Source organism: Flavobacterium branchiarum, from assembly GCF_030409845.1.
Classification (GTDB): Bacteria; Bacteroidota; Bacteroidia; order Flavobacteriales; family Flavobacteriaceae; genus Flavobacterium; species Flavobacterium branchiarum.
Map to the genome: position 1 here is coordinate 1014450 of NZ_JAUFQQ010000003.1, position 20697 is coordinate 1035146.

Consider the following 20697-nt stretch of genomic DNA (forward strand, 5'->3'; position numbering starts at 1 on the left):
AAGAAAAAATCTAAGTCAGTCTAACAATCTAAGTAGTCTAACAATCTAACTATCTAAGAAGTCTAGCAATCAAACAATCTAAGTAGTCTAACAATCCAAAAATCTAAGTGAGTCTAATCAAAAAATCCGCACAGAGAAAACTCCAGCGGATTCAAACAAACCAATTAAAAATTAAGCAAATTTATTTATAAAGAATTGTTTCGTGTTTACAAAATCCCAAGCTCGACCATGCAGGCCTTCATCATTTGATAGGTTCTTTCGATGTCATTATCCAATCCAATTGAGAATCGGATTAAGCCATCAGTCAAGCCCATTTCGGCTTGTTCCTCTAGTGGGATTTCGCTAGAAGTTGAGGTTCCGGGAGCGCTAAATAAAGTTTTGTAGAAACCTAAACTAACCGCCAAATATCCGAGATTTCGAGCTTGCATCAATTCCATTAATTCATTTGCTTTTGCCAAAGAACCAACATCAATTGTAAGCATACCACCGAAACCATATTCAGGATTAATCATTGTTTTGTACAACGCATGGCTAGGATGACTTTTTAAACCTGGATAAACCGTTTTAAGTCCGTCTTTTTCAAATTTATCAGCGAGAACATGCGCATTATGACTGTGTTGTTTGATACGGATGTGTAGCGTGCGAAGGTTTTTCATCACACTAGCAGAACGTAAACTATCCATAGTAGGTCCTAAAAGCATACTTGCACCACTATTTACATTTTTTAAGCTATTTATGAATTCTTTAGAAGCACAAGTTACACCGCCAACAGTATCACTACTACCGTTTATATATTTTGTTAAACTATGAATCACAATATCAGCACCTAACTTTGCAGGCGAAACCGACAAAGGAGAGAATGTATTATCAACAACTAATTTTAAATTGTGTTTTTTTGCAAGACGAGATAAGCCTGCAATATCAGCAACTTCTAATAAAGGGTTACTCACAGTTTCGCAATACAAAACTTTAGTTTCTGGAGTAATTGCAGCTTCTACAACATCAAGTTTTGTAATGTCTACAAAAGTTGTTTTTATGCCAAATCTCGGAGTGAAATTTTTAAGGAAAGCATACGTTCCACCATATATAGTTCTACTCGAAACAATATGATCCCCATTACTACATAATTGCATTAGCGTAGGTGTAATTGCTCCCATTCCAGAAGCAGAAACATTTGCAGTTTCAGTTCCTTCCATTGCGGCAAGTGCCTGATCTAAGTATAAATTACTTGGCGATGAATGGCGAGAATACAAATAACAGCCCTCCATGTTTCCTTCAAAAGTATCAAACATTGTCTTTGCTGAAAGGAAAGTATAGGTAGAAGAATCCGAAATGGATGGGTTTACACCACCAAATTCCCCAAAATACTGTAAATCCTGAATTTTATCAGCCGGATTAAAATTTTCCATTGTTATGTTATTATGAGAAACGAATTAATTTCTTCCTCTTGTTACTATTTATTTTCACTTAAATCTATGTCAAATAGTAAAGGATTAACTACTTCGTCTGTTTACTATTTGTTGTTGTTTCTTGATATACCTTTTCGCCAATCTAAGATGAAAAAGGATGTCGTAACGATCAATTTACATTGTTTACAAATCTTAATCAAAATAATAACATATTAGAATAATAATCAACTGTAGGCTTTGTATTTAGATAATAAATCTGTGTAAAACTATTGGAGTAGATTTATTGTCTATTTTTGTTTTTGAAATAAGAATTAAATAGATTATTTTTCAGTCTAATCCCCCTACAAATTATGACACTAGATTCAATAGATAAAAAATTACTATTACTACTTCAAACGGATAGTAAAAAAACAACCAAAGAACTATCCTTAAAATTAGACCTTTCGGTTACGGCAGTTTATGAACGAATAAAAAAGTTAGAGCGAGAAGGGATAATACATAAATATGTAGCATTACTAGACAAATCTAAAATAGAAAAAGGATTTGTCGTTTTTTGCCACCTTAAACTTATTCAACATACGAAAGAGTTTTTAACGAAATTCGAAAGTGAAGTAACACAACTAAAAGAAGTTCTCGAATGTCATCACGTTAGTGGTGATTACGATTATATTCTTAAAGTACTTGTAAAAGACATGGAAGCGTATCGTGAGTTTTTAGTAACCAAACTAACAACACTGCAGCACATTGGTAGCACGCAAAGTACTTTCATGATTAGTGAAGTGAAAAATACAACCGTGATTTCTTTTTAGGGGTTCTTAAGGGACAAAGGTTCAGAGTTGCAAAGGCACAAAGGATTTAAAAAAGAGGTTCTGAGGTGCTGAGTTTTTAGGAACAAAGGTTCAGAGTAACAAAGGTTCAGAGTAACAAAGGTTCAGAGTAACAAAGGTTCAAAGGTTTTGAGGAAGAGGTACTGAGCTTCTAAGGCTCTAAGCTTTTTAGGAGCAAAGGCTCAGAGTAAAAAAGGAGCAAAGGGTTTATCCGAATGAATCCCATTCTTTGCGTCTTCGCGTCTTTGCGAGAGAATATTAGCTCAATCAATGCGTTAAAGGTTTTTTTTAAAGGTGCTGAGGTACTGAGTTTCTAAGGTTCTAAGTTTTTTAGGAACAAAGTCTCAGAGTAACAAAGGAGCAAAGTGTTTATCCGAATGAATCTCATTCTTTGCGTCTTCGCGTCTTTGCGAGAAAAACTGCTCAAGCAATATGATAAAGGTACTGAGGTACTGAGTTTCTAAGGCTCTAAGATTTTTAGGAGCAAAGGCTCAGAGTAACAAAGGAGCAAAGGGTTTATCCGAATGAATCTCATTCTTTGCGTCTTCGCGTCTTTGCGAGAGAATATTAGCTCAATCAACATGATAAAGGTTTTTGATAAAGATGCTAAGGTTCTGAGTTTTTTAGTTGCAAAGGTTTTTTTTAAGGCGCTGATTTGCTGATAGTTCTTAATTATTAGCTTTCAGCTTTATCCTAATTGTTTTAATTCTTTGCGTCTTCGCGTCTTTGCGAGAGAAAGTTAGCTCAATCAATGTGTTAAAGGTTCAGAGTTACAAAGGTTTCAAAGGTTTTGAGGAAGAGGTACTGAGGTACTGAGTTTCTAAGGCTCTAAGCTTTTTAGGAGCAAAGGCTCAGAGTAACAAAGGAGCAAAGGGTTTATCCGAATGAATCCCATTCTTTGCGTCTTCGCGTCTTTGCGAGAGAACATTAGCTCAATCAATGCGTTAAAGGCTCAGAGTTGCAAAGGTTCAAATGATTTTTTTTTAGGTGCTGAGATACTGAGTTTCTAGGGTTCTAAGTTTTTTAGGTATAAAAGGAGCAAAGGTTCAAAGGTTTTGAGGAAAAGGTTCTGAGAGTTCTTACTCAACAGCTTTCAGCTTTAGCTGGAAGAATCAATAACCATAGAGTAAAGGCTTTAGTCGAATTATTTTAACTCTTTGCGTCTTCGCGTTTTTGCGAGGGAAAAAATCGGCTGAATCAGCATAAGTAATTCTATATTTTTTTAATTTCCACATAATACCTCAAAGTGGAAAAAACAAGAAACTTCATTTTATGCAAAATCTCAAATAAAATTTAACATTTTTATGTAATCATTACCATAAGTTTTCCATACTTCGAGAAATCCTGAGAAAAAACTCTAGTTTTAAAGTTCAAACAAAACTTAATTCCTTAATTTTGTATCGCTAAAAAAATAAAAAATCAATACTATGAGTTCATTTGACGTAGTCATTATAGGTTCAGGTCCCGGCGGATATGTTTCGGCAATTCGTTGCGCACAATTAGGTTTCAAAACTGCTATAATCGAAAAGTACAATTCTCTTGGAGGAACTTGCTTAAATGTGGGTTGTATTCCTTCAAAAGCATTATTGTCTTCTTCGCATCATTATGCAGAGATTAAACATTTTGCTGATCACGGAATTGAAGTTTCTGGTGAAGTAAAAGTAAATTTAGAGAAAATGATTGCTCGCAAGCAAGCTGTTGTAGATCAGACTGCTGGTGGGGTTAATTATTTAATGGATAAAAATAAAATTACTGTTTTAAAAGGATTAGGTTCGTTTGTAGATGCAACACATATTGCAGTTACTAAAGAAGATGGAACATCTGAAACTATTGAAGCAAAACATACAATTATTGCTACAGGTTCTAAGCCTTCATCATTGCCTTTTATCAAAATTGACAAAGAAAGAATCATTACTTCTACAGAGGCATTAGCTTTGAAAGAAGTTCCTAAGCACCTAGTTATTATTGGTGGAGGAGTAATTGGTATCGAATTAGGTCAAGTATATTTACGTTTAGGATCACAAGTTTCTGTGGTTGAATTTATGGACAGAATTATTCCAGGAATGGATGGTGCTTTGTCTAAAGAATTAACTAAAGTATTGAAGAAACAAGGAATGAAATTCTACGTTTCTCACAAAGTAAAATCGGTAGAAAGAAACGGAGATGCTGTTGTAGTTCAAGCTGAAAATGCAAAAGGAGAAACAATTACTTTAGAAGGAGATTATTCATTAGTTTCTGTAGGGCGTCGTCCATACACAGACGGATTAAATGCTGATAAAGCAGGAGTAAAAATTTCTGATAGAGGACAAGTAGAGGTAAACGACCATTTACAAACTAGTGTTCCAAATATCTATGCAATTGGTGATGTTGTTCGTGGAGCAATGTTGGCACACAAAGCAGAAGAAGAAGGAGCAATGGTTGCTGAAATCTTAGCAGGTCAAAAACCACATATTGATTATAACTTAATTCCTGGTGTAGTTTACACTTGGCCAGAAGTTGCAGCTGTTGGACAAACAGAAGAGCAAGTAAAAGCTTCGGGAGCTGAATATAAAGTTGGAAGTTTCCCATTTAAAGCGTTAGGACGTGCAAGAGCAAGTGGAGATTTAGATGGATTTGTAAAAATCATTGCAGATGCTAAAACGGATGAAGTTTTAGGAGTACATATGATTGGAGCTCGTACTGCTGATTTAATTGCAGAGGCTGTTACAGCAATGGAATTCAAAGCATCTGCTGAAGATATTTCAAGAATGAGTCATGCGCATCCAACATTTGCAGAAGCAATAAAAGAAGCTGCTTTGGCTGCTACAGATAACAGAGCATTACACGTATAGTAATACATCTTTGTATAAAAACAGAAACCCGACAATTAATTTAGTCGGGTTTTTTTTTATGTGGGATAGTAAAGTTTATTAAGCAGTAAATACGCTTTTGTAATTATTCCAATATCTGTAAATTAAAAATAGATTTCCTAAAAATAACAAAGCTGCAACAGGTAAATTCTCAGGAGTCATAAAGTAATTAATAAATAAAATATTTATGGTAATAGGGAGAATTAAAATATTGGCTAGCGTTACATAACGGCCAATTACAAAGGCAATACCGCAAATTAGTTCTATTGATTTTGCTAATGGCATTATGTAAGTTGATGCGATCAAACCGATATTAAATGCTTTGAAATTTCCAGTTACTACTGGTTCTGGCATTAAATTTAGAAAGTAACTTATAGAAGCAAAAAGCAGTAAAAGGCCAATTAAAGTTCTGATAATAATAGTAGCGATTTTCATGATATTGATGATTTTTATAGATTAAAAAATACAATTTTTGATATGAAATTACCTGATTCTAATAATTAAGAAAACGTGTTTAATTATTAAAATATTATGAATTATGTAAACTATTTAGTTGTGTTTTAGGATTTGTTTAATGCTATATCAAATATAGTGATTTTTACGCTATAAATAAATGCGTGATTTATTATATTTATGACTCTTTTTTAACATATTTTCTATAAATAAAATAGCCACCAGTTCCGATTAAAATAAAAGGCCAAATATTTATGAAAAACACAATTATTCCTTGGAGTATGTACCAACCATTTTTTAGAGCATCAATAATTTCAATTCCAATATTAGGTTTGTAGGTATTACTGTCCTTGATACTGGCAATTACTTCTTCTTTTAGAGATTGATTTTGATACAGTTGTAACGTAATGGTGCTAAAATTAATTTGATCTTTTAGAGAAAGTTTTTCGATTTTACTAGCGTCATTTTGTTCTTTTTGAGCTGCAAGCGTATTTTCGGCCTGCATTACATCATTTATCTTTTTGCCTTTGTTATCAATTGCTTTTTCAATTCTTTTATGATTTTCAGCACTTCTGTTTTGGGCTAATTGGTTTGCAAGTAGTTTTAAAGAAACATCATCGGCTTTGATAACACGGTAATCCAAAAAATCTATTTGTTTGGCAATTAATTTTATAACAGTATCGAGTTGCGTGTTAGGGACACGAATTGTTACGTTGTTTATTACAGAGTATTTTGTAGTTTGCAACGTACTATCTTGGCTTAATTTTGTTTGTATCTCATCGTGAATTGTGCTTTGTAAGTTGGTATAAGTGACAAAACCTCCAAATTTCACCGTTGCATTTTCAATTGCATAAGTAGATTTTGCTACATTTTTGACTTTAAATTTTATGTCAGCGGTTCGAATAAACTGATGGCTACTGTCTTTTTTCTCAACAGCCGCCGCCGATGAAATAATATCAGTTGTTGCATTTGATGGATCTGAAATAGAATCTTCAGCTAATGAATCTGCTTTTTTACAGGAAAATAATACAGCGAGGAGTACTAATGTAGTCAAGCTAAATTTTGCAATTGTTTTCATAGGTGATTGATATAAGTATTGATTAATAAATAGGTTTCTCGTAATAGTTTTTTTTAAAATAGGGTGTAAGTAGTTTTGTCTCAATAATCGTATCAATTTTAGAAATGGGTTATTATGTGGAGTAATAAAAAGCGTGCCAATATTTTTTGAGATAACATTATCGAAGGAATTTTTTTGTCGTAATTTTGAGGCATTAAAAAAAAACAATTTTTGAGAGTTTCAATTTACAAGGATATTCCAAATCCTACAGGCTTTAAACAGCAACTTTTAGTTTGGGCACAACAATACCGAGAAGTTGTTTTTATGGATAGTAATTTATATCCACAAGAATATTCAAGCTTCGATTGTTTGCTGGCTGTAGATGCTTTTACGTCAATAAAAACCGATTTTCATAACGCATTCGAAGATTTAAAACAATACCAGCAGACCACTAAAGATTGGCTTTTTGGTTATCTTACTTATGACTTAAAAAATGATATTGAAGCGTTGCAATCTGCTAATTTTGATGGATTAGAATTTCCAGATTTATTTTTCTTTCAGCCTAAAAAAATATTTTTACTGAAAGGGAATCAGCTAGAGATTCAATATTTATCAATGTGTGATGATGAAGTAGAAGATGATTATAACGAGATTGCAACGCTTGAGACGCAATCCTATGTTTCATTGAATGAATTGGAGATAAAGCAACGAATTTCAAAAGAAGATTACATTGCTAAAGTAAATTCAGTTTTAGAACATATTCATCGTGGAGATCTTTACGAAGCTAATTTTTGTATGGAATTTTATGCAGATGATGCGATAATCAATCCGTTAGAGAAATTCGAGAAACTAAATGAAATATCGCAAGCGCCATTAACTGTTTTCTTTAAAAACCATAAACAGTTTCTATTATCAGCTTCACCAGAAAGATACATTCGTAAAATAGGAGATCAGATAATTTCGCAGCCTATCAAAGGAACTTCAAAACGTTTTGAAGATAATGCAGCCGATGCCGCTTCTAAAAAACAATTGGAGGCCGATCCAAAAGAACGTGCCGAAAATATTATGATTACCGATTTGGTTCGGAATGATTTATCGCATACAGCCCAAAAAGGGTCAGTTGAAGTGGTTGAATTATGCAAAATTTATTCGTTTTTGCAGGTGCATCAAATGATTACTACGATTACATCAAAATTAGATTCGCAATATTCGGCAATCGATGTTTTAAAAACTACATTTCCGATGGGAAGTATGACAGGAGCACCAAAGATTTCGGCAATGAACATTATCGAAAAACTAGAAGAAACTAAACGTGGTCTGTATAGTGGGGCAGTAGGTTATTTTACTCCCTATGGAGATTTTGATTTTAATGTTGTTATTCGAAGTATTTTATATAATCAAGAAAATAAATACATTTCATTTTCGGTTGGGAGTGCAATAACAGCACAATCGGTTCCCGAAAAAGAATATGCAGAGTGTTTACTCAAGGCAAAAGCCATGCAACAAGTATTACAGTAGTTAATGAAACTATTTTGTATTTTTAACGGCCTATTTGTAAAAACAAATTATAATAAAAGATTCAAATTTAAATATGCTTCAGAAATTTAAAAATCATGTTGCTCAAACGTTTCCTTTTTTAGAAAAAAAGAAATTACTACTAGCTACAAGTGGCGGTTTGGATAGTATGGTTATGGTGCATTTATTGGCTCAATTAGATTATGATTTTGCGATTGCCCATTGTAATTTTCAGTTGCGAGGAATAGAAAGTTTTGGAGATCAAGACTTTGTAAGTTCGACTGCGACTAGTTTAAAACGACCTTTTTTTGTTACCCAGTTTGATACAGAGGCTTTTGCAAAAGATTATAAGCTTTCTACTCAGGTTGCGGCGAGAGAGTTGCGATACAATTGGTTTTATGAACTTTTGGAGACTAAAGGCTATGATTATATTTTAACGGCACATCATGCCGATGATAACCTCGAAACGTTTATAATTAATTTAAGCCGTGGAACTGGATTAGATGGGCTACTAGGAATTCCGGAGCAAAATGATTCGCTTATTCGTCCGCTTTTGCCATTTTCAAGAGAAGAAATAAAACAATACGCCGAAGAGAATACTATCGAATGGCGTGAGGACAGTAGTAATGCTTCAAATAAATACTTACGAAATAAAATCCGTCATGATTTAGTTCCGACTTTAAAAGAAATAAATCCTAATTTTTTGACCGCTTTCCAGAAAACACAAAACTATTTGCAAGAAGCACAAATTATGGTCGAAGACGCTTCGATTATGGTATATCAGCAAGTTGCAAAAGAAATTGATGATGAAATTCATTTTGATTTAACTCAGTTAAAGCGATTAACAAATTATAAATCCTATTTGTATCAATGGCTTAACGAATATGATTTTACGGCTTGGGATGATATTTATGAGTTGGTTGAAAGTCAGTCGGGTAAGCAGGTTTTTTCGCCAGAATTCCGATTGATAAAAGATAGAAATACATTGATTTTAAGTCCGATTCGAGAAGATAAACAAGAAGAGTTTTATATTGAGAGTAGCGATCAAGAAGTTAATTTTCCCTTAAAATTAAAACTCTGTAACGTAGGTCACATAACTATAGAATCAAATAAAGCTATATTTGTTGATTCTGAAAAAATCCAGTTCCCTTTACTTTTACGTAAATGGAAAGAAGGAGATGTTTTTTATCCGTTTGGAATGAATGGAAAATCTAAAAAAGTAAGCAAGCTTTTTAAAGATGAAAAATTATCCTTGATTGAAAAAGAAAATACATGGATATTGTGCTCGGAAAATCAAATTGTTTGGGTTGTAGGAATCAGACAAGATGAGCGTTTTAAAATAGAAAATACTACAAACCAGATATTAAAAATAGAATTACAATAATGAAATCAACCTATCTACTATCAAAGCAATTTTGGAATAATTCGATATTGTTTTTATTGCTTTTCTTTTTTGCTTTTGCAAAAGGGAATGCGCAAATGTTAGAACCAGTAAAATGGACTTCTAAAATCGAGAAAAAATCAGGAAATAATTTTGTGTTAATTTTTGATGGAGTTATCGAGAAAGATTGGCATATTTATTCTCAATTTACCCCAGATGGTGGGCCATTAGCATTAGAAATTTCGTTTAAAAATCAAAAAGGGAATTATAATTTAGTTGGCAAAGCCAAAGAGGGAAAAACCAGAACAGCATTTAATGATATATTTGGTGTTAATGAAACTTTCTTTGAAGGGAAGGCTCATATAGAACAAGAAATAACTATTATAAACCCTGATGTAAAAACAATCGAAGTCGAATTTGACTTTCAGATTTGTAAAGAGGTTTGTATTAATTTGAATAAGAAATTCTCTATTGCGGTTCCGGCCTCATTCAAGATGGATGCAACAGTTCCAGTTGCTAAAATAGAGGAAGTGAAAGAGGCGGTAACTCCAAAAGATGGAGTTGTTGTTGATACCGCAAAAACAGTTGTAGATACTGCAATTGTTGATGTAGAGCATGACAATGCAACTGTAACGGAGCATAATCAGGAAATGCCTGAGTCAGGTACACCAAGAAGTTTATGGTCTATTTTCTTTATTGCATTTTTATCAGGTTTTGCAGCGTTGCTTACTCCGTGTGTGTTTCCTATGATTCCTATGACGGTTAGTTTTTTTACAAAACAAAGTAAAAGCAGAGCAAAAGGAATTAGAAATGCTATTATTTATGGATTTTCAATTATTGCAATCTATGTAATATTGGGGCTTATTGTAACTAAAGTATTTGGCGCAGATGCATTAAATGCTTTGTCTACAGATGTTTGGTTTAACTTAATCTTCTTTGTTATATTGATCATTTTTGCAACCTCATTTTTGGGAGCTTTTGAAATTATGTTGCCAAATTCATGGGCAAATAAAGCCGATAAACAAGCAGATAGAGGTGGATTAATTGGGATATTGTTTATGGCTTTGGCTTTAGCAATTGTATCGTTTTCATGTACAGGTCCAATTGTAGGAACCTTATTAGTTGAAGCAGCTTCAAATGGAGGAATTGCTCCAGTTATTGGAATGCTTGGTTTCTCGATGGCATTAGCTTTACCTTTTATGTTATTTGCAATGTTTCCAGGATGGTTAAATTCATTGCCTAAATCGGGTGGATGGTTGAATACTGTAAAAGTTGTTTTAGGATTCCTTGAATTGGCTTTGGCATTCAAATTTTTATCAAATGCCGATTTGGTTTTACAATTGCATTTACTAGAAAGAGAAGTTTTTATAGCGATTTGGGTTGCAATTTTCGCGGCTCTAACATTATATTTATTCGGTAAGATTACATTGCCACACGATAGTCCTTTACAACATATTTCAGTTGGTCGATTGTATTTAGGATTACTTACGCTAGTTTTTACAGTGTATTTAATTCCGGGACTTTGGGGAGCACCGTTAAAATTAATTAGCGCTTTCCCACCACCACCACAATATAGCGAAAGTCCATTTGGAGTAGGAGGATCAAGTAATTCGAATGCTGTTTTAGATAAAGGAATGCCTGATGGAGCAGAATTAGGCCCACACGGAATTTTGGTTTTCCATGATTATGAAGATGGAGTCGCTTTTGCTAAATCAATCAACAAGCCTATTATGTTAGATTTTACAGGTTATGCTTGTGTGAACTGTAGAAAGATGGAAAACAATGTTTGGTCAGATGAAAGAATTCTACCAATATTAAAAAATGACATTGTCCTTATTTCTTTATATGTAGATGATAAAAGAGAGTTGCCTGCAGATAAGCAATACGTAACAGATTCAGGCGATAAAATTATTACTGTAGGTGATAAATGGACTGACTTTATGATTTCTAAATATAAAACAAACACACAGCCATTGTATATTATGACCGATTTAGAAGGTAATAATTTAAACAAAACGAAACCGACAATTAGTTATGTTGGAGCAGATGAATATTTGAAATGGTTGAAAGAAGGTATCTCAAATTTTAAATAAAAATATAAGGTTGAAGTTAATTCAAACAAAAAGCACTCTGAGTTTATACTTAGAGTGCTTTTTTATTTATGTTAGATTTGGAATGTTTTACTACAAGAATTCTCCATGTTGAGAAATATCGAGTCCTAATTCTTCTCTCTCTTCAGTTACTCTCAGAGGGGTGATTTTATTTACAATAAAGAAAAGAATGTACGATCCTACAAAAGTAAAAATGGATACGATAATCATAGCAATTAGATGATTTGTGAATAATGTTGTAGTTCCAAAAATTAGCCCTTGATTGTCTCCAACGGCTGGATTAATTGCTTTAGAAGCAAAAACTCCAGTTAATACCATTCCTACCATTCCGCCCACACCGTGACAAGCAAAAACATCTAGAGCATCATCAATTTTTCCTTTAGGGAATTTACTAACTACAATGTTACTTACAATAGCAGCAAAAGCTCCAATAAAGATGGCGTGAGGAATGCTTACGAAACCTGCCGCAGGAGTTATAGCAACAAGACCAACAACAGCACCAATACAAGCACCAAGTGCTGATAATTTGTGACCTAAAATTTTATCAAGAAATACCCAAGTCATTGCTGCTGCCGCTGCCGCAACTGTTGTTGTTCCTAATGCTTGAACAGCTAAGCCATTTGCACCTAATGCAGAACCAGCATTAAATCCAAACCATCCGAACCATAGTAAAGCAGTACCCAGTAATACATACGTAATACGAGCAGGGTTTACTTTTTGAACTTTTCTTTTTCCTAGAAAAATAGCTCCTGCTAGTGCAGCCCAACCAGCACTCATATGAACAACTGTTCCACCAGCAAAATCAAGAACTCCCATTTTAAAGAAAATACCCTCTGGATTCCATGTCATGTGCGCTAGAGGAGTGTATATGACTAATATAAATAAAACCATGAATAATAAATAGGCCCAAAAACGAACACGCTCTGCAAATGCACCTGTTATTAGAGCAGGAGTTATTATGGCAAATTTTGCTTGAAATAAAGCAAATAACATAAAGGGAATAGTAGGAGCGAGACTCCATGCAGTATTTGTTCCTACGCCTTGAAAAAATAAATTTGAAGTTGGATTTCCTATAATACCTTTTATAGATGGGCCAAATGCCAATCCGAAAGCTATAACTACCCACAAAAGTGTTACAATTACCATTGCCATAAAGCTTTGAAGCATTGTGCTAATTACATTTTTCTTACCAACCATTCCTCCATAAAAGAAACCTAATCCAGGGGTCATTAGTAATACAAGTGCTGTTGCAACGATCATCCAAGCAGTATCTCCTGTGTCAAATTTCACAGCTTCTGCAGGAACAGGATTGTCGGTTAAGATAAAATTGGATAGAAAGGTTACTACTAAAATTGTGATTAGAATCACACTTAAAATAATTTTTCGCATGGTTTAGTTGGTTTTAAATTTCGATAAAAGTATAAAATGATTTAATACCCCTATTAAAAATGATGTCAACTGTTTTATTTTTATTGAATTTTTATTTTGACCCCTATTATTTTGCGGGTACTTATTAAAAATGTATTCAAATTTGATTTTATTGTTGTGGCTTGTGTTTAAGATGGAGTTCCTTATCTGAGTTTTATATTAAATAAGCGACTTTGTTATCATTGAATACTATTCTTTATGACTAGTAAATGAAAAGGTCCTAAACGAATTACTCATTTAGGACCTTTTGCTTTATATTAATTTATCAGAAGTGTTTTTATTTCTGATTGTATTTTTCTTTATACTTTTTATAAAGTTTAGTTTGATGCGTTTCTAGACTAATCATTCTTCCTTGTATGAAAGCGTTGGTTAGTTTGTTGGTTTTCATGTCCAAAGCGTCACCTTCGGAAATGAATAAAGTAGCATCTTTTCCAGTTTCTAATGTTCCGCAAAGAGCATCTATACTTAATAATTTAGCGGTATTAGAAGTAATTAATTGTAAGGCTTGTTCTTTATCTAGACCATATGCAGCACAAGTACCTGCTAAGAAAGCTAAGTTTCGCGTATTCATACGCTCATTGTCGCCACTATTTTCTAAACCTACTAAAATACCCTTGTCAGTTAATATTTTAGCCATTTTATAGGGTAGGTTAACGTCTTGATCATCACTCTGTGGCATATCATGAACGCGTTTTAGTAACACGCCAATATTATTTTTTTGCAATAAATCAGCAGATTTGTAAGCCTCAAAACCGCCTACAATAACCATTTTTTTAATTCCATTGTCATTCGTTAATTTTATAGCATCAATGATTTGTTTTTCTCCATCGGCATGAATAAACAAAGTTTGCGTTCCATCAAAAAGACCTTTCATAGATTCAAAAATCAAGTTTCTTTCTTTTGAAGTGTCCGCCAGATAGGCTTTAGAATTTACTAAAAAAGCATTGATTTCTTCAATTTGAGGAACATAGTCTTTATTTGCTTCAATTGGCCCCGGTTCAAACCAAGAACCACTTTTCTTAAAGCTTGGAGGAAAATTAAGATGAATCCCATCATTTTCTTTTAGAACAGCATCTTGCCAGCTCCATGCATCTAGTTGTACGATAGATGAAGTTCCAGAAATTCTTCCGCCACGAGGCGTAACCTGAGCGATTAGAATTCCGTTAGGGCGAACCGTTTCTATTACTTTAGATTCAGAGTTATAAGCAATAATACTTCTCACGTTAGGATTGTAACTTCCAATTTCTTCATCATCATTAGATGATTTTACAGCATCGATTTCTACAAGTCCCAAGGTAGAATTTGGAGCAATAAAACCAGGGTAAACGTGTTTTCCACTAGCGTCAATTGTGGTGTCGTATGCATTAGCTGCCAATCTAATCGTTTTAGAATCGGCTACTAATGTTATTTTTCCATCTTTAAACCCAATAGCACTATTTTCGATAATAGTCCCGTTGCCTAAATGTGCCGTAGCATTTAATATTAAAACTGATTTTGTTTGTTTAGGGGCAGGTGTTTGCTGTGCTATTATAGCTATAGGCATGCAAATTGCCAATAGTAAAATATATATCTTTTTACGTATCATAGTTCTGTATTTTTCTATTTGTGAATCTTCTTTTTATTGTTCTAAAGTATCACAGTGATATTCTTTTTTCTCTTTCTTTTTCGGTTGTTGTGTTACCGCACCTTTATTCTTTTCTTGAAGCAATTGACCTATTAGTTCGCTTCTTTCTTTTGTGATAGCGACCTCTTGTTCTGTTTCTTTTTGAATATCATAATATACAACCCCTTCTATAATTGTTTTTTCGGCTTTAGCATAAATAGATAACGGATTGGTACTCCATAATACAACATCTGCATCCTTTCCTATTTTTAAACTTCCAACTTTATCATCTATGTGAAGTAATTTTGCTGGATTTAGAGTAACAAATTTCCAAGCCTCTTCTTCTGATACATCGCCATATTTTACTGCTTTGGCAGCTTCTTGATTTAATCTTCTAGACATTTCGGCATCATCAGAGTTATAGGCAACTACGATTCCTTCATTGTGCATAATTGGTCCATTGAATGGGATAGCGTCATTTACTTCAAATTTATAAGCCCACCAATCAGAAAAAGTTGAAGCACCAACTCCGTGTTCTTTCATTTTATCTGCTACTTTATATCCTTCAAGAATATGTGTAAAAGTGTTTACTTTAAAATTGAATTTTTCGGTAACATTCATTAACATCAATATCTCTGATTCAATATAAGAGTGACAAGTAATAAAGCGTTCTTTATTTATGATTTCGGCAATAGTTTGTAATTCTAAATCAACTCTAGGTGCTTTTCCTTTTTTAGAACCTGAGTTGTATTTTTTCCAAGAAGCATCATATTCTTTTGCACGTTGGAAATAGTCAATAAAAACCTGTTCAACTCCCATTCTGGTTTGTGGAAAACGAGTAGGATTAGTGATTCCCCAGTTGGCTTGTTTGACGTTTTCACCCAAAGCAAATTTGATAAACTTAGGTTGGTTCTTGTATAACATTTCTTCTGCTGGTTGTCCCCATTTCCATTTTACAATAGCAGAACGTCCTCCAATTGGATTGGCTGATCCGTGTAGTAATTGTGAGATCGTAACTCCACCAGCTAAATCTCTATAAATATTGATGTCTTCAGAGTTTACAACATCTTCGATAGTAACTTCGGCAGTTGAGTTGTGCCCCATTTCATTTACACCATTTGATATAGCAATATGCGAGTGCTCATCAATAATACCACTTGTAAGGTGTTTGCCTTTTGCGTCAACAACAGTTGCAGATGCATCAGATAAGTTTTTACCAATAGCAGCGATTTTTCCGTTTTTGATTAAGACATCCGTTTCTTCAAGAATTCCTTCTTTTTCATTAGTCCAAACCGTAGCATTTTTAAATAATAAAGTTTGAGCCGTTAATTTTTTTGAATTACCAAAAGCAATGTTTGGGAAAGTAACTGGCATTATTGGATTTAGATTTTCTGTTTTAGCAGAATCTTTCACTGTTACAAAAGGAGCCGTTTTTATGGCAGTCCATTGTACTTCATTTCCATTTGGTAAAACTGCTTTTCCAGAAAGTTTTTGAGTGTTTTCTACTAGTCCAGTTAATCGAGTATATTCAGCTTTAGTAGAATCCTTTGATCTTATTAATAAGGTAATCCAATTGTTTGCAGTAGAGAACGTACTCGTTACTTTTTTAGTATCGGCAGTTGTTATCTCCGATTTTTGAGCTGTAGCTGTACCATCAATTTTCCATTTGTAAGTTGTTGAATCAAAAGTTAAATCATAATTACCACGAATATCTTTTGCATTAGCATCATTAACAACATATTTGCTTCCTTGAACCCAGTTTTCATATAAAACTGTTTTCTCATCGAATATTTCTCCAGAAGTAATTACAAAATTAGCATAGCTACCATTTTTTAGGCTTCCTATTTCGTTGCTTTTACCTAATATAGCAGCAGGTACAGTCGTTAAAGCTTCTAATGCTTTTGTTTTATCAAAACCGTACTTAATCGCTTTTATTAAATTAGTTCTAAAGTCTTCCGTTTTCTTCAATTTGTCTGTTGTCAAAGCAAAAACGACTCCGTTGTCTGATAGCACTTTTAGGTTTGTTGGCGCTTGATTCCAAAAACGCATATCGGCTAATTCAATTTGACTCGATTGATATGGATTTGAAACATCATAGGCTTCAGGGAAGTTTATTGGAATAATGAATTGTGAATTCGTTTTTTTGATTTCTTCAATTCTTTCAAACTCATTTCCGGATCCTTTTAAAACATAATTTAATCCAAATTCTTTTGCTATTTTGGCAGCTCTTAAACTGTTTAATTTATCTTCGGTTGCAAAAATTTGAGTTAATTTATCATTACTAGCCAAGGCTTCTAATGAAATATCTTTGGTAGTCGAATTTCCTTTTTTATACCAATCTAAATCTAAATACATTTGGCGAAGCAATGCCATCATTCCCATTAGCGAGCTTGGATATGCTTGATTCGTTGTTGCACTTCTAGTAAAACCAAAATGGTTTGTTGCTTTATTAGATAGTATTCGAGTACTGTTTTCGGTATTGTTTAGTGCTATTAAAACACCAGTTCCGCGTGCAACTCCATCAGGAATATGAGTTCCCACTACTCCAAAACCAGCTTTTAATAATTCTTCGGCTTTGGGTTGGTCGTATTTAAAGCTTTCGTATGCATTTACTTCAGAGCGAATACTTTCATTCCAGTAATACCCAGCTCTTTTAGTATCGTATAAAGGGTTGCGTCCTCCGGAGGTTCCTTTTGGTTTTTCTACTCCAAACGTGGTATAGATATCGATAAAAGAAGGATAAATTGTTTTTCCTTCTAGATTAATCGTCACGCTATTTTTAGGGATAGCAATATTGTTTCCCGCACCAACTACTTTTCCATCTTGAATAAGTAAGGTACCTTTTTCTATTTTTTGTGTTGGTGTTACATAAATAGTCGCATTAGTAAAAACGGTGTAATTATTGTTTTTACTGTGGATACTCTCATTATTGGGGAAATAATCTTGAGCATGTGTTTTTGTTAAAATAGTGCTCAAAAAGAGTAGTAATATGGCTTTTTTCATAGAGATATTGGTTATTTTTTCATAAAAATAGTAAATATTAATACTTGAACAAGTTTTAGGAGAGTAATAAATCGATATACATTATTAATTTTTAATGTAACAGGTTGTTACGTAGGTATTAGTTATTTTTTATGATGCTTTCATAACGTGCTTTTAATCCTTCTATGTAAGGAGCTTTAATTACTGTGGCAATTTCTATAGCTTTTTTTAAAGCGGCTGCTGCATCACTTTTTTTGTTGTTTTCTTCAAGAACATCTCCATATTTTAAAAATGCGATAGGAGAGTTGGGATGCAATTCGGTATTGCTTTTTAAGATAGACTCCGTGATAAATGATTTTGTTTTACTGAATTCGGTAGCTAAAAAAACAATGTCTTCCTCTTTGTATAAGTCAGATTCAGTTAGTTTTTTTATAACATCAAATAGTTGTTTATCCATCTTAGCTGTATCAGTTTCGTTAAGAGGCTTTATTTGTTGGGCAATAGTTGCTTGTAGTTCTTGATACAATTTTGTGGATTCGGTAGCTTTTTTTTCTCTATAATCTTGAGCTGCTTTCTGCGCTAATTCTATTGCTTTATTATAAGCATTAGCAGCAGTTGTTTTATATTCTGGAACTACACCAATGCCCTCCCAGTTTGTTTTAGTTATGGGATTAATACCAGTTCCTGTTGCAATGAATATTTCTAATAGGTTATTAACTTCAAAAACGTCACCAGGATTAGCACCACCACCAGTAGTTTCACCTACTAATGTTGCTCTTTTTTGCGTTTGCATGTTATAACTGAATTCTTCAGCACCCGAAAAAGTTTTTGAGCCCGTAAGAACGAACAAAGGAACATCAAGCCTTTTTTTTCCATTTACATCTTTTACCCAAAACTCCTCAGTATAATTATCTTTCCTAAAATATAAAGTATTTAATAATAAAGGAGCTTTAAAAAAATAACTACATAAATACTGTACCGTTTTTGGACTACCACCACCATTTGTTCTTAAGTCAATAATTATGGCATCTGTAGTAGCTAATAGGTACATATAAGAATCAATTGTTTTTTCGGTTTCGTGTATAAAAAAATTAAAATTAACGTATCCAATATTTCCATCTATAATTTTAGCTTCTCTAAAACCATTAGCTAGTTTGCGATTATCGGTTAAATTATGGAGATAAAGTTCATAGTAATTTTTACTTAAAACTTTCTTTTCTTCTGCTGGAATAAATTTAGGTACAACTCTTAGGTGTTTGTCATTATTAATAAAACGGACTTCTTTTGTCAATGCCACTGCAAAAGAATCTAATAAATCATATTTTTTAAAGGTGCCTACTTTGTAAGCATTTTTTAAATGATCCCCAATTAATTTGGCTTTGTCTGGGAACACATAATTTGTTTTAATAAGTGAATCGATTTTTAAAACGGTTTCTTTTTTAAAATTCTCTGTTATTTTCTTTTGCTGACTGTTTGCATTTATTACAAAAACAAAAGATAGCATTAGAAGAAAAATAGATTTGAAATTAAAGAATACAATCTTGTTTTTCTGGGGACGCAATGTATTTTTCATAATTACTCAGATTTGATTGATTGATTTTTTTTGAAGATTTTTGATTGCATTAATTTTGCTAAACGAATGTAGGAATTTAAACGGATATAACAATAAAGTACTGTTTGTTAAATAGATATAATTATTTTTTTTATTTCTTATATAGATATGCCATAAAAATTTACTGAGCAGGTAGGAAACTCTTAAAAGCAGTTTTGGAATGCCAAGAGTTGGAAGCAGATGGTATTATTTAGCATACTGTATTTAAATAAAAAACGAGATGATATCATCTCGTTTTTGTATAATTTACTCTATTGTTTTTTCGATATAATCGGAGTTTAAGAGATAAAGAGCACCCATGTATTTGATGTTAAAAGATACTAAATCTCCAATTTTATATTCTTTTTTAGACTTAGAGATATCAATCACCAACATATCCGAACTAGCATCGACAATACTAATTTCGGTATCATCAGGCTCTAAGTACTGCGGTTGCATATCAAGCAAACCAATATCAAGTATTGCACGCAAAGAAGTTCCACCGAAATCTTCCGTGTCATTCATAGAGAAGGTATTTCCAGCGACATTCTCTCCTAATTCACCCGTTGGAACATCTGGTTTTTCGGTAATTTCAATAATCTCAGTATACAGTTTGAATACATCATTGTGCATGCCTTCGATTGTTTCTCCAGTAAATAAATCCTTTCCGAAGAACAATGCTTCACCAATCCTAAAATGATTTACTTCCATTGGTCTTGCATTCTTTATGATTAAAGGCAATGCAACCGAAGTTCCACCAGAAACCCACGGAATACTAATATTAAATTTTGCTTCGATAAGTTGTTTGTACAAACTCAATTGAATTAGTTTGTCTTGTGTTGGCATTACACCACTCAAGCAATTAAGATTTGTACCAATACCACGAATTTCGATATTGGGTAAAGTCAATATTTGACCATAAAATTCAATTAAATCTTCGCCCATAACACCTTCACGCAAATCACCCATTTCTATCATAATAATAATTTTATGGATTTTATTTTGTTTAACGGCTTCACTGGAAAGCATTTGTATGGTGTAAATTTCAGTATTAAAACTAACATCGGCATATTTTACAATGCTTGCAATGCTTCGTTTTGCAGGAGGTTTAATGTAAACAGTCTGAATATTTGGATCTAAGGATTTAATTTTGCGAAGGTTACTAACTCGTGAATCATGAATTTCTGTAACTCCCAAAGCGATTATTTCCTTAAGGTATATTTTGTTTCCACATAAAAGTTTAGATACAACTCCCCATTTTATATTTTTTGAAATGAAAATATTGTTGAGAAAGGTATAATTCTCTTCTAATTTTTTGCGGTATAATTTGATGAATGCCATTGCGTTCCTTTTCTTTTTTTTTAATTAACCTTATGGTTATAATTGTTTTAACACATAGTGACATAGTTTAACAAAGTCCAAAAAAGGCGTTTCACTTAAAATAAATCACATAAGCTATGCGAAAAAAATAATTTTTTCTTAAATCACCTT

General features: G+C 33.1%; 13 protein-coding genes. 5 read left to right on the forward strand and 8 right to left on the reverse strand.

From position 1 onward, the window contains the following. Window positions 1-206 precede the first annotated feature (206 nt). Window positions 207-1409, reverse strand: coding sequence for an aminotransferase class I/II-fold pyridoxal phosphate-dependent enzyme (locus QWY99_RS05155; RefSeq protein ID WP_290262333.1), 1203 nt, complete (start codon window positions 1407-1409; stop codon window positions 207-209). A gap of 350 nt (window positions 1410-1759) precedes the next feature. Between QWY99_RS05155 and QWY99_RS05160 the strand changes: the two genes are divergently transcribed. After that, window positions 1760-2218: an Lrp/AsnC family transcriptional regulator gene (locus QWY99_RS05160; RefSeq protein ID WP_290262335.1), complete on the forward strand. Its 459-nt coding sequence runs from the start codon at window positions 1760-1762 to the stop codon at window positions 2216-2218. Window positions 2219-3663: 1445 nt separating this feature from the next. Then, window positions 3664-5067: a dihydrolipoyl dehydrogenase gene (gene lpdA, locus QWY99_RS05165; protein WP_290262337.1), complete on the forward strand. Its 1404-nt coding sequence runs from the start codon at window positions 3664-3666 to the stop codon at window positions 5065-5067. A gap of 78 nt (window positions 5068-5145) precedes the next feature. Here lpdA and QWY99_RS05170 read toward each other — a convergent pair whose 3' ends face one another. Then, entirely contained in the window at window positions 5146-5520 is a 375-nt protein-coding gene (locus tag QWY99_RS05170) for a DoxX family protein (protein ID WP_290262338.1), read from the reverse strand. 196 nt (window positions 5521-5716) lie between these two features. Further along, window positions 5717-6616 (reverse strand): DUF4349 domain-containing protein, encoded by a 900-nt coding sequence (locus QWY99_RS05175; RefSeq protein WP_290262340.1) that lies wholly within the window; start codon window positions 6614-6616, stop codon window positions 5717-5719. Between the two features lie 210 nt (window positions 6617-6826). Between QWY99_RS05175 and QWY99_RS05180 the strand changes: the two genes are divergently transcribed. The 3 genes from QWY99_RS05180 (at window position 6827) to QWY99_RS05190 (ending at window position 11584) form a co-directional block, all read left to right on the forward strand. Continuing rightward, window positions 6827-8113: an anthranilate synthase component I family protein gene (locus QWY99_RS05180; RefSeq protein ID WP_290262343.1), complete on the forward strand. Its 1287-nt coding sequence runs from the start codon at window positions 6827-6829 to the stop codon at window positions 8111-8113. A 73-nt stretch (window positions 8114-8186) separates the two neighbouring features. Then, complete coding sequence (gene tilS, locus QWY99_RS05185) at window positions 8187-9494, forward strand: tRNA lysidine(34) synthetase TilS (RefSeq protein WP_290262344.1); 1308 nt, start codon at window positions 8187-8189, stop codon at window positions 9492-9494. After that, the gene (locus QWY99_RS05190; protein ID WP_290262346.1) at window positions 9494-11584 is read left to right on the forward strand and encodes a protein-disulfide reductase DsbD family protein; all 2091 of its coding nucleotides are present in this window, start codon (window positions 9494-9496) and stop codon (window positions 11582-11584) included. The genes tilS and QWY99_RS05190 overlap by 1 nt, the downstream gene beginning before the upstream one ends. A gap of 90 nt (window positions 11585-11674) precedes the next feature. Here QWY99_RS05190 and QWY99_RS05195 read toward each other — a convergent pair whose 3' ends face one another. From QWY99_RS05195 to QWY99_RS05215, 5 genes are all read right to left on the reverse strand, one after another. Beyond that, a complete protein-coding gene (locus QWY99_RS05195; protein WP_290262348.1) occupies window positions 11675-12991 on the reverse strand; it encodes an ammonium transporter in 1317 nt (438 codons plus the stop codon). Between the two features lie 316 nt (window positions 12992-13307). Further along, complete coding sequence (locus tag QWY99_RS05200) at window positions 13308-14615, reverse strand: amidohydrolase family protein (protein WP_290262350.1); 1308 nt, start codon at window positions 14613-14615, stop codon at window positions 13308-13310. 33 nt (window positions 14616-14648) lie between these two features. After that, window positions 14649-17636, reverse strand: a complete 2988-nt coding sequence (locus QWY99_RS05205; RefSeq protein ID WP_290262352.1) for an amidohydrolase family protein — start codon at window positions 17634-17636, stop codon at window positions 14649-14651. A gap of 118 nt (window positions 17637-17754) precedes the next feature. Then, window positions 17755-19188, reverse strand: a complete 1434-nt coding sequence (locus tag QWY99_RS05210) for a S41 family peptidase (RefSeq protein WP_290262355.1) — start codon at window positions 19186-19188, stop codon at window positions 17755-17757. Between the two features lie 285 nt (window positions 19189-19473). Then, window positions 19474-20547: an alanine/ornithine racemase family PLP-dependent enzyme gene (locus QWY99_RS05215; RefSeq protein ID WP_290262357.1), complete on the reverse strand. Its 1074-nt coding sequence runs from the start codon at window positions 20545-20547 to the stop codon at window positions 19474-19476. Window positions 20548-20697: the final 150 nt, after the last annotated feature.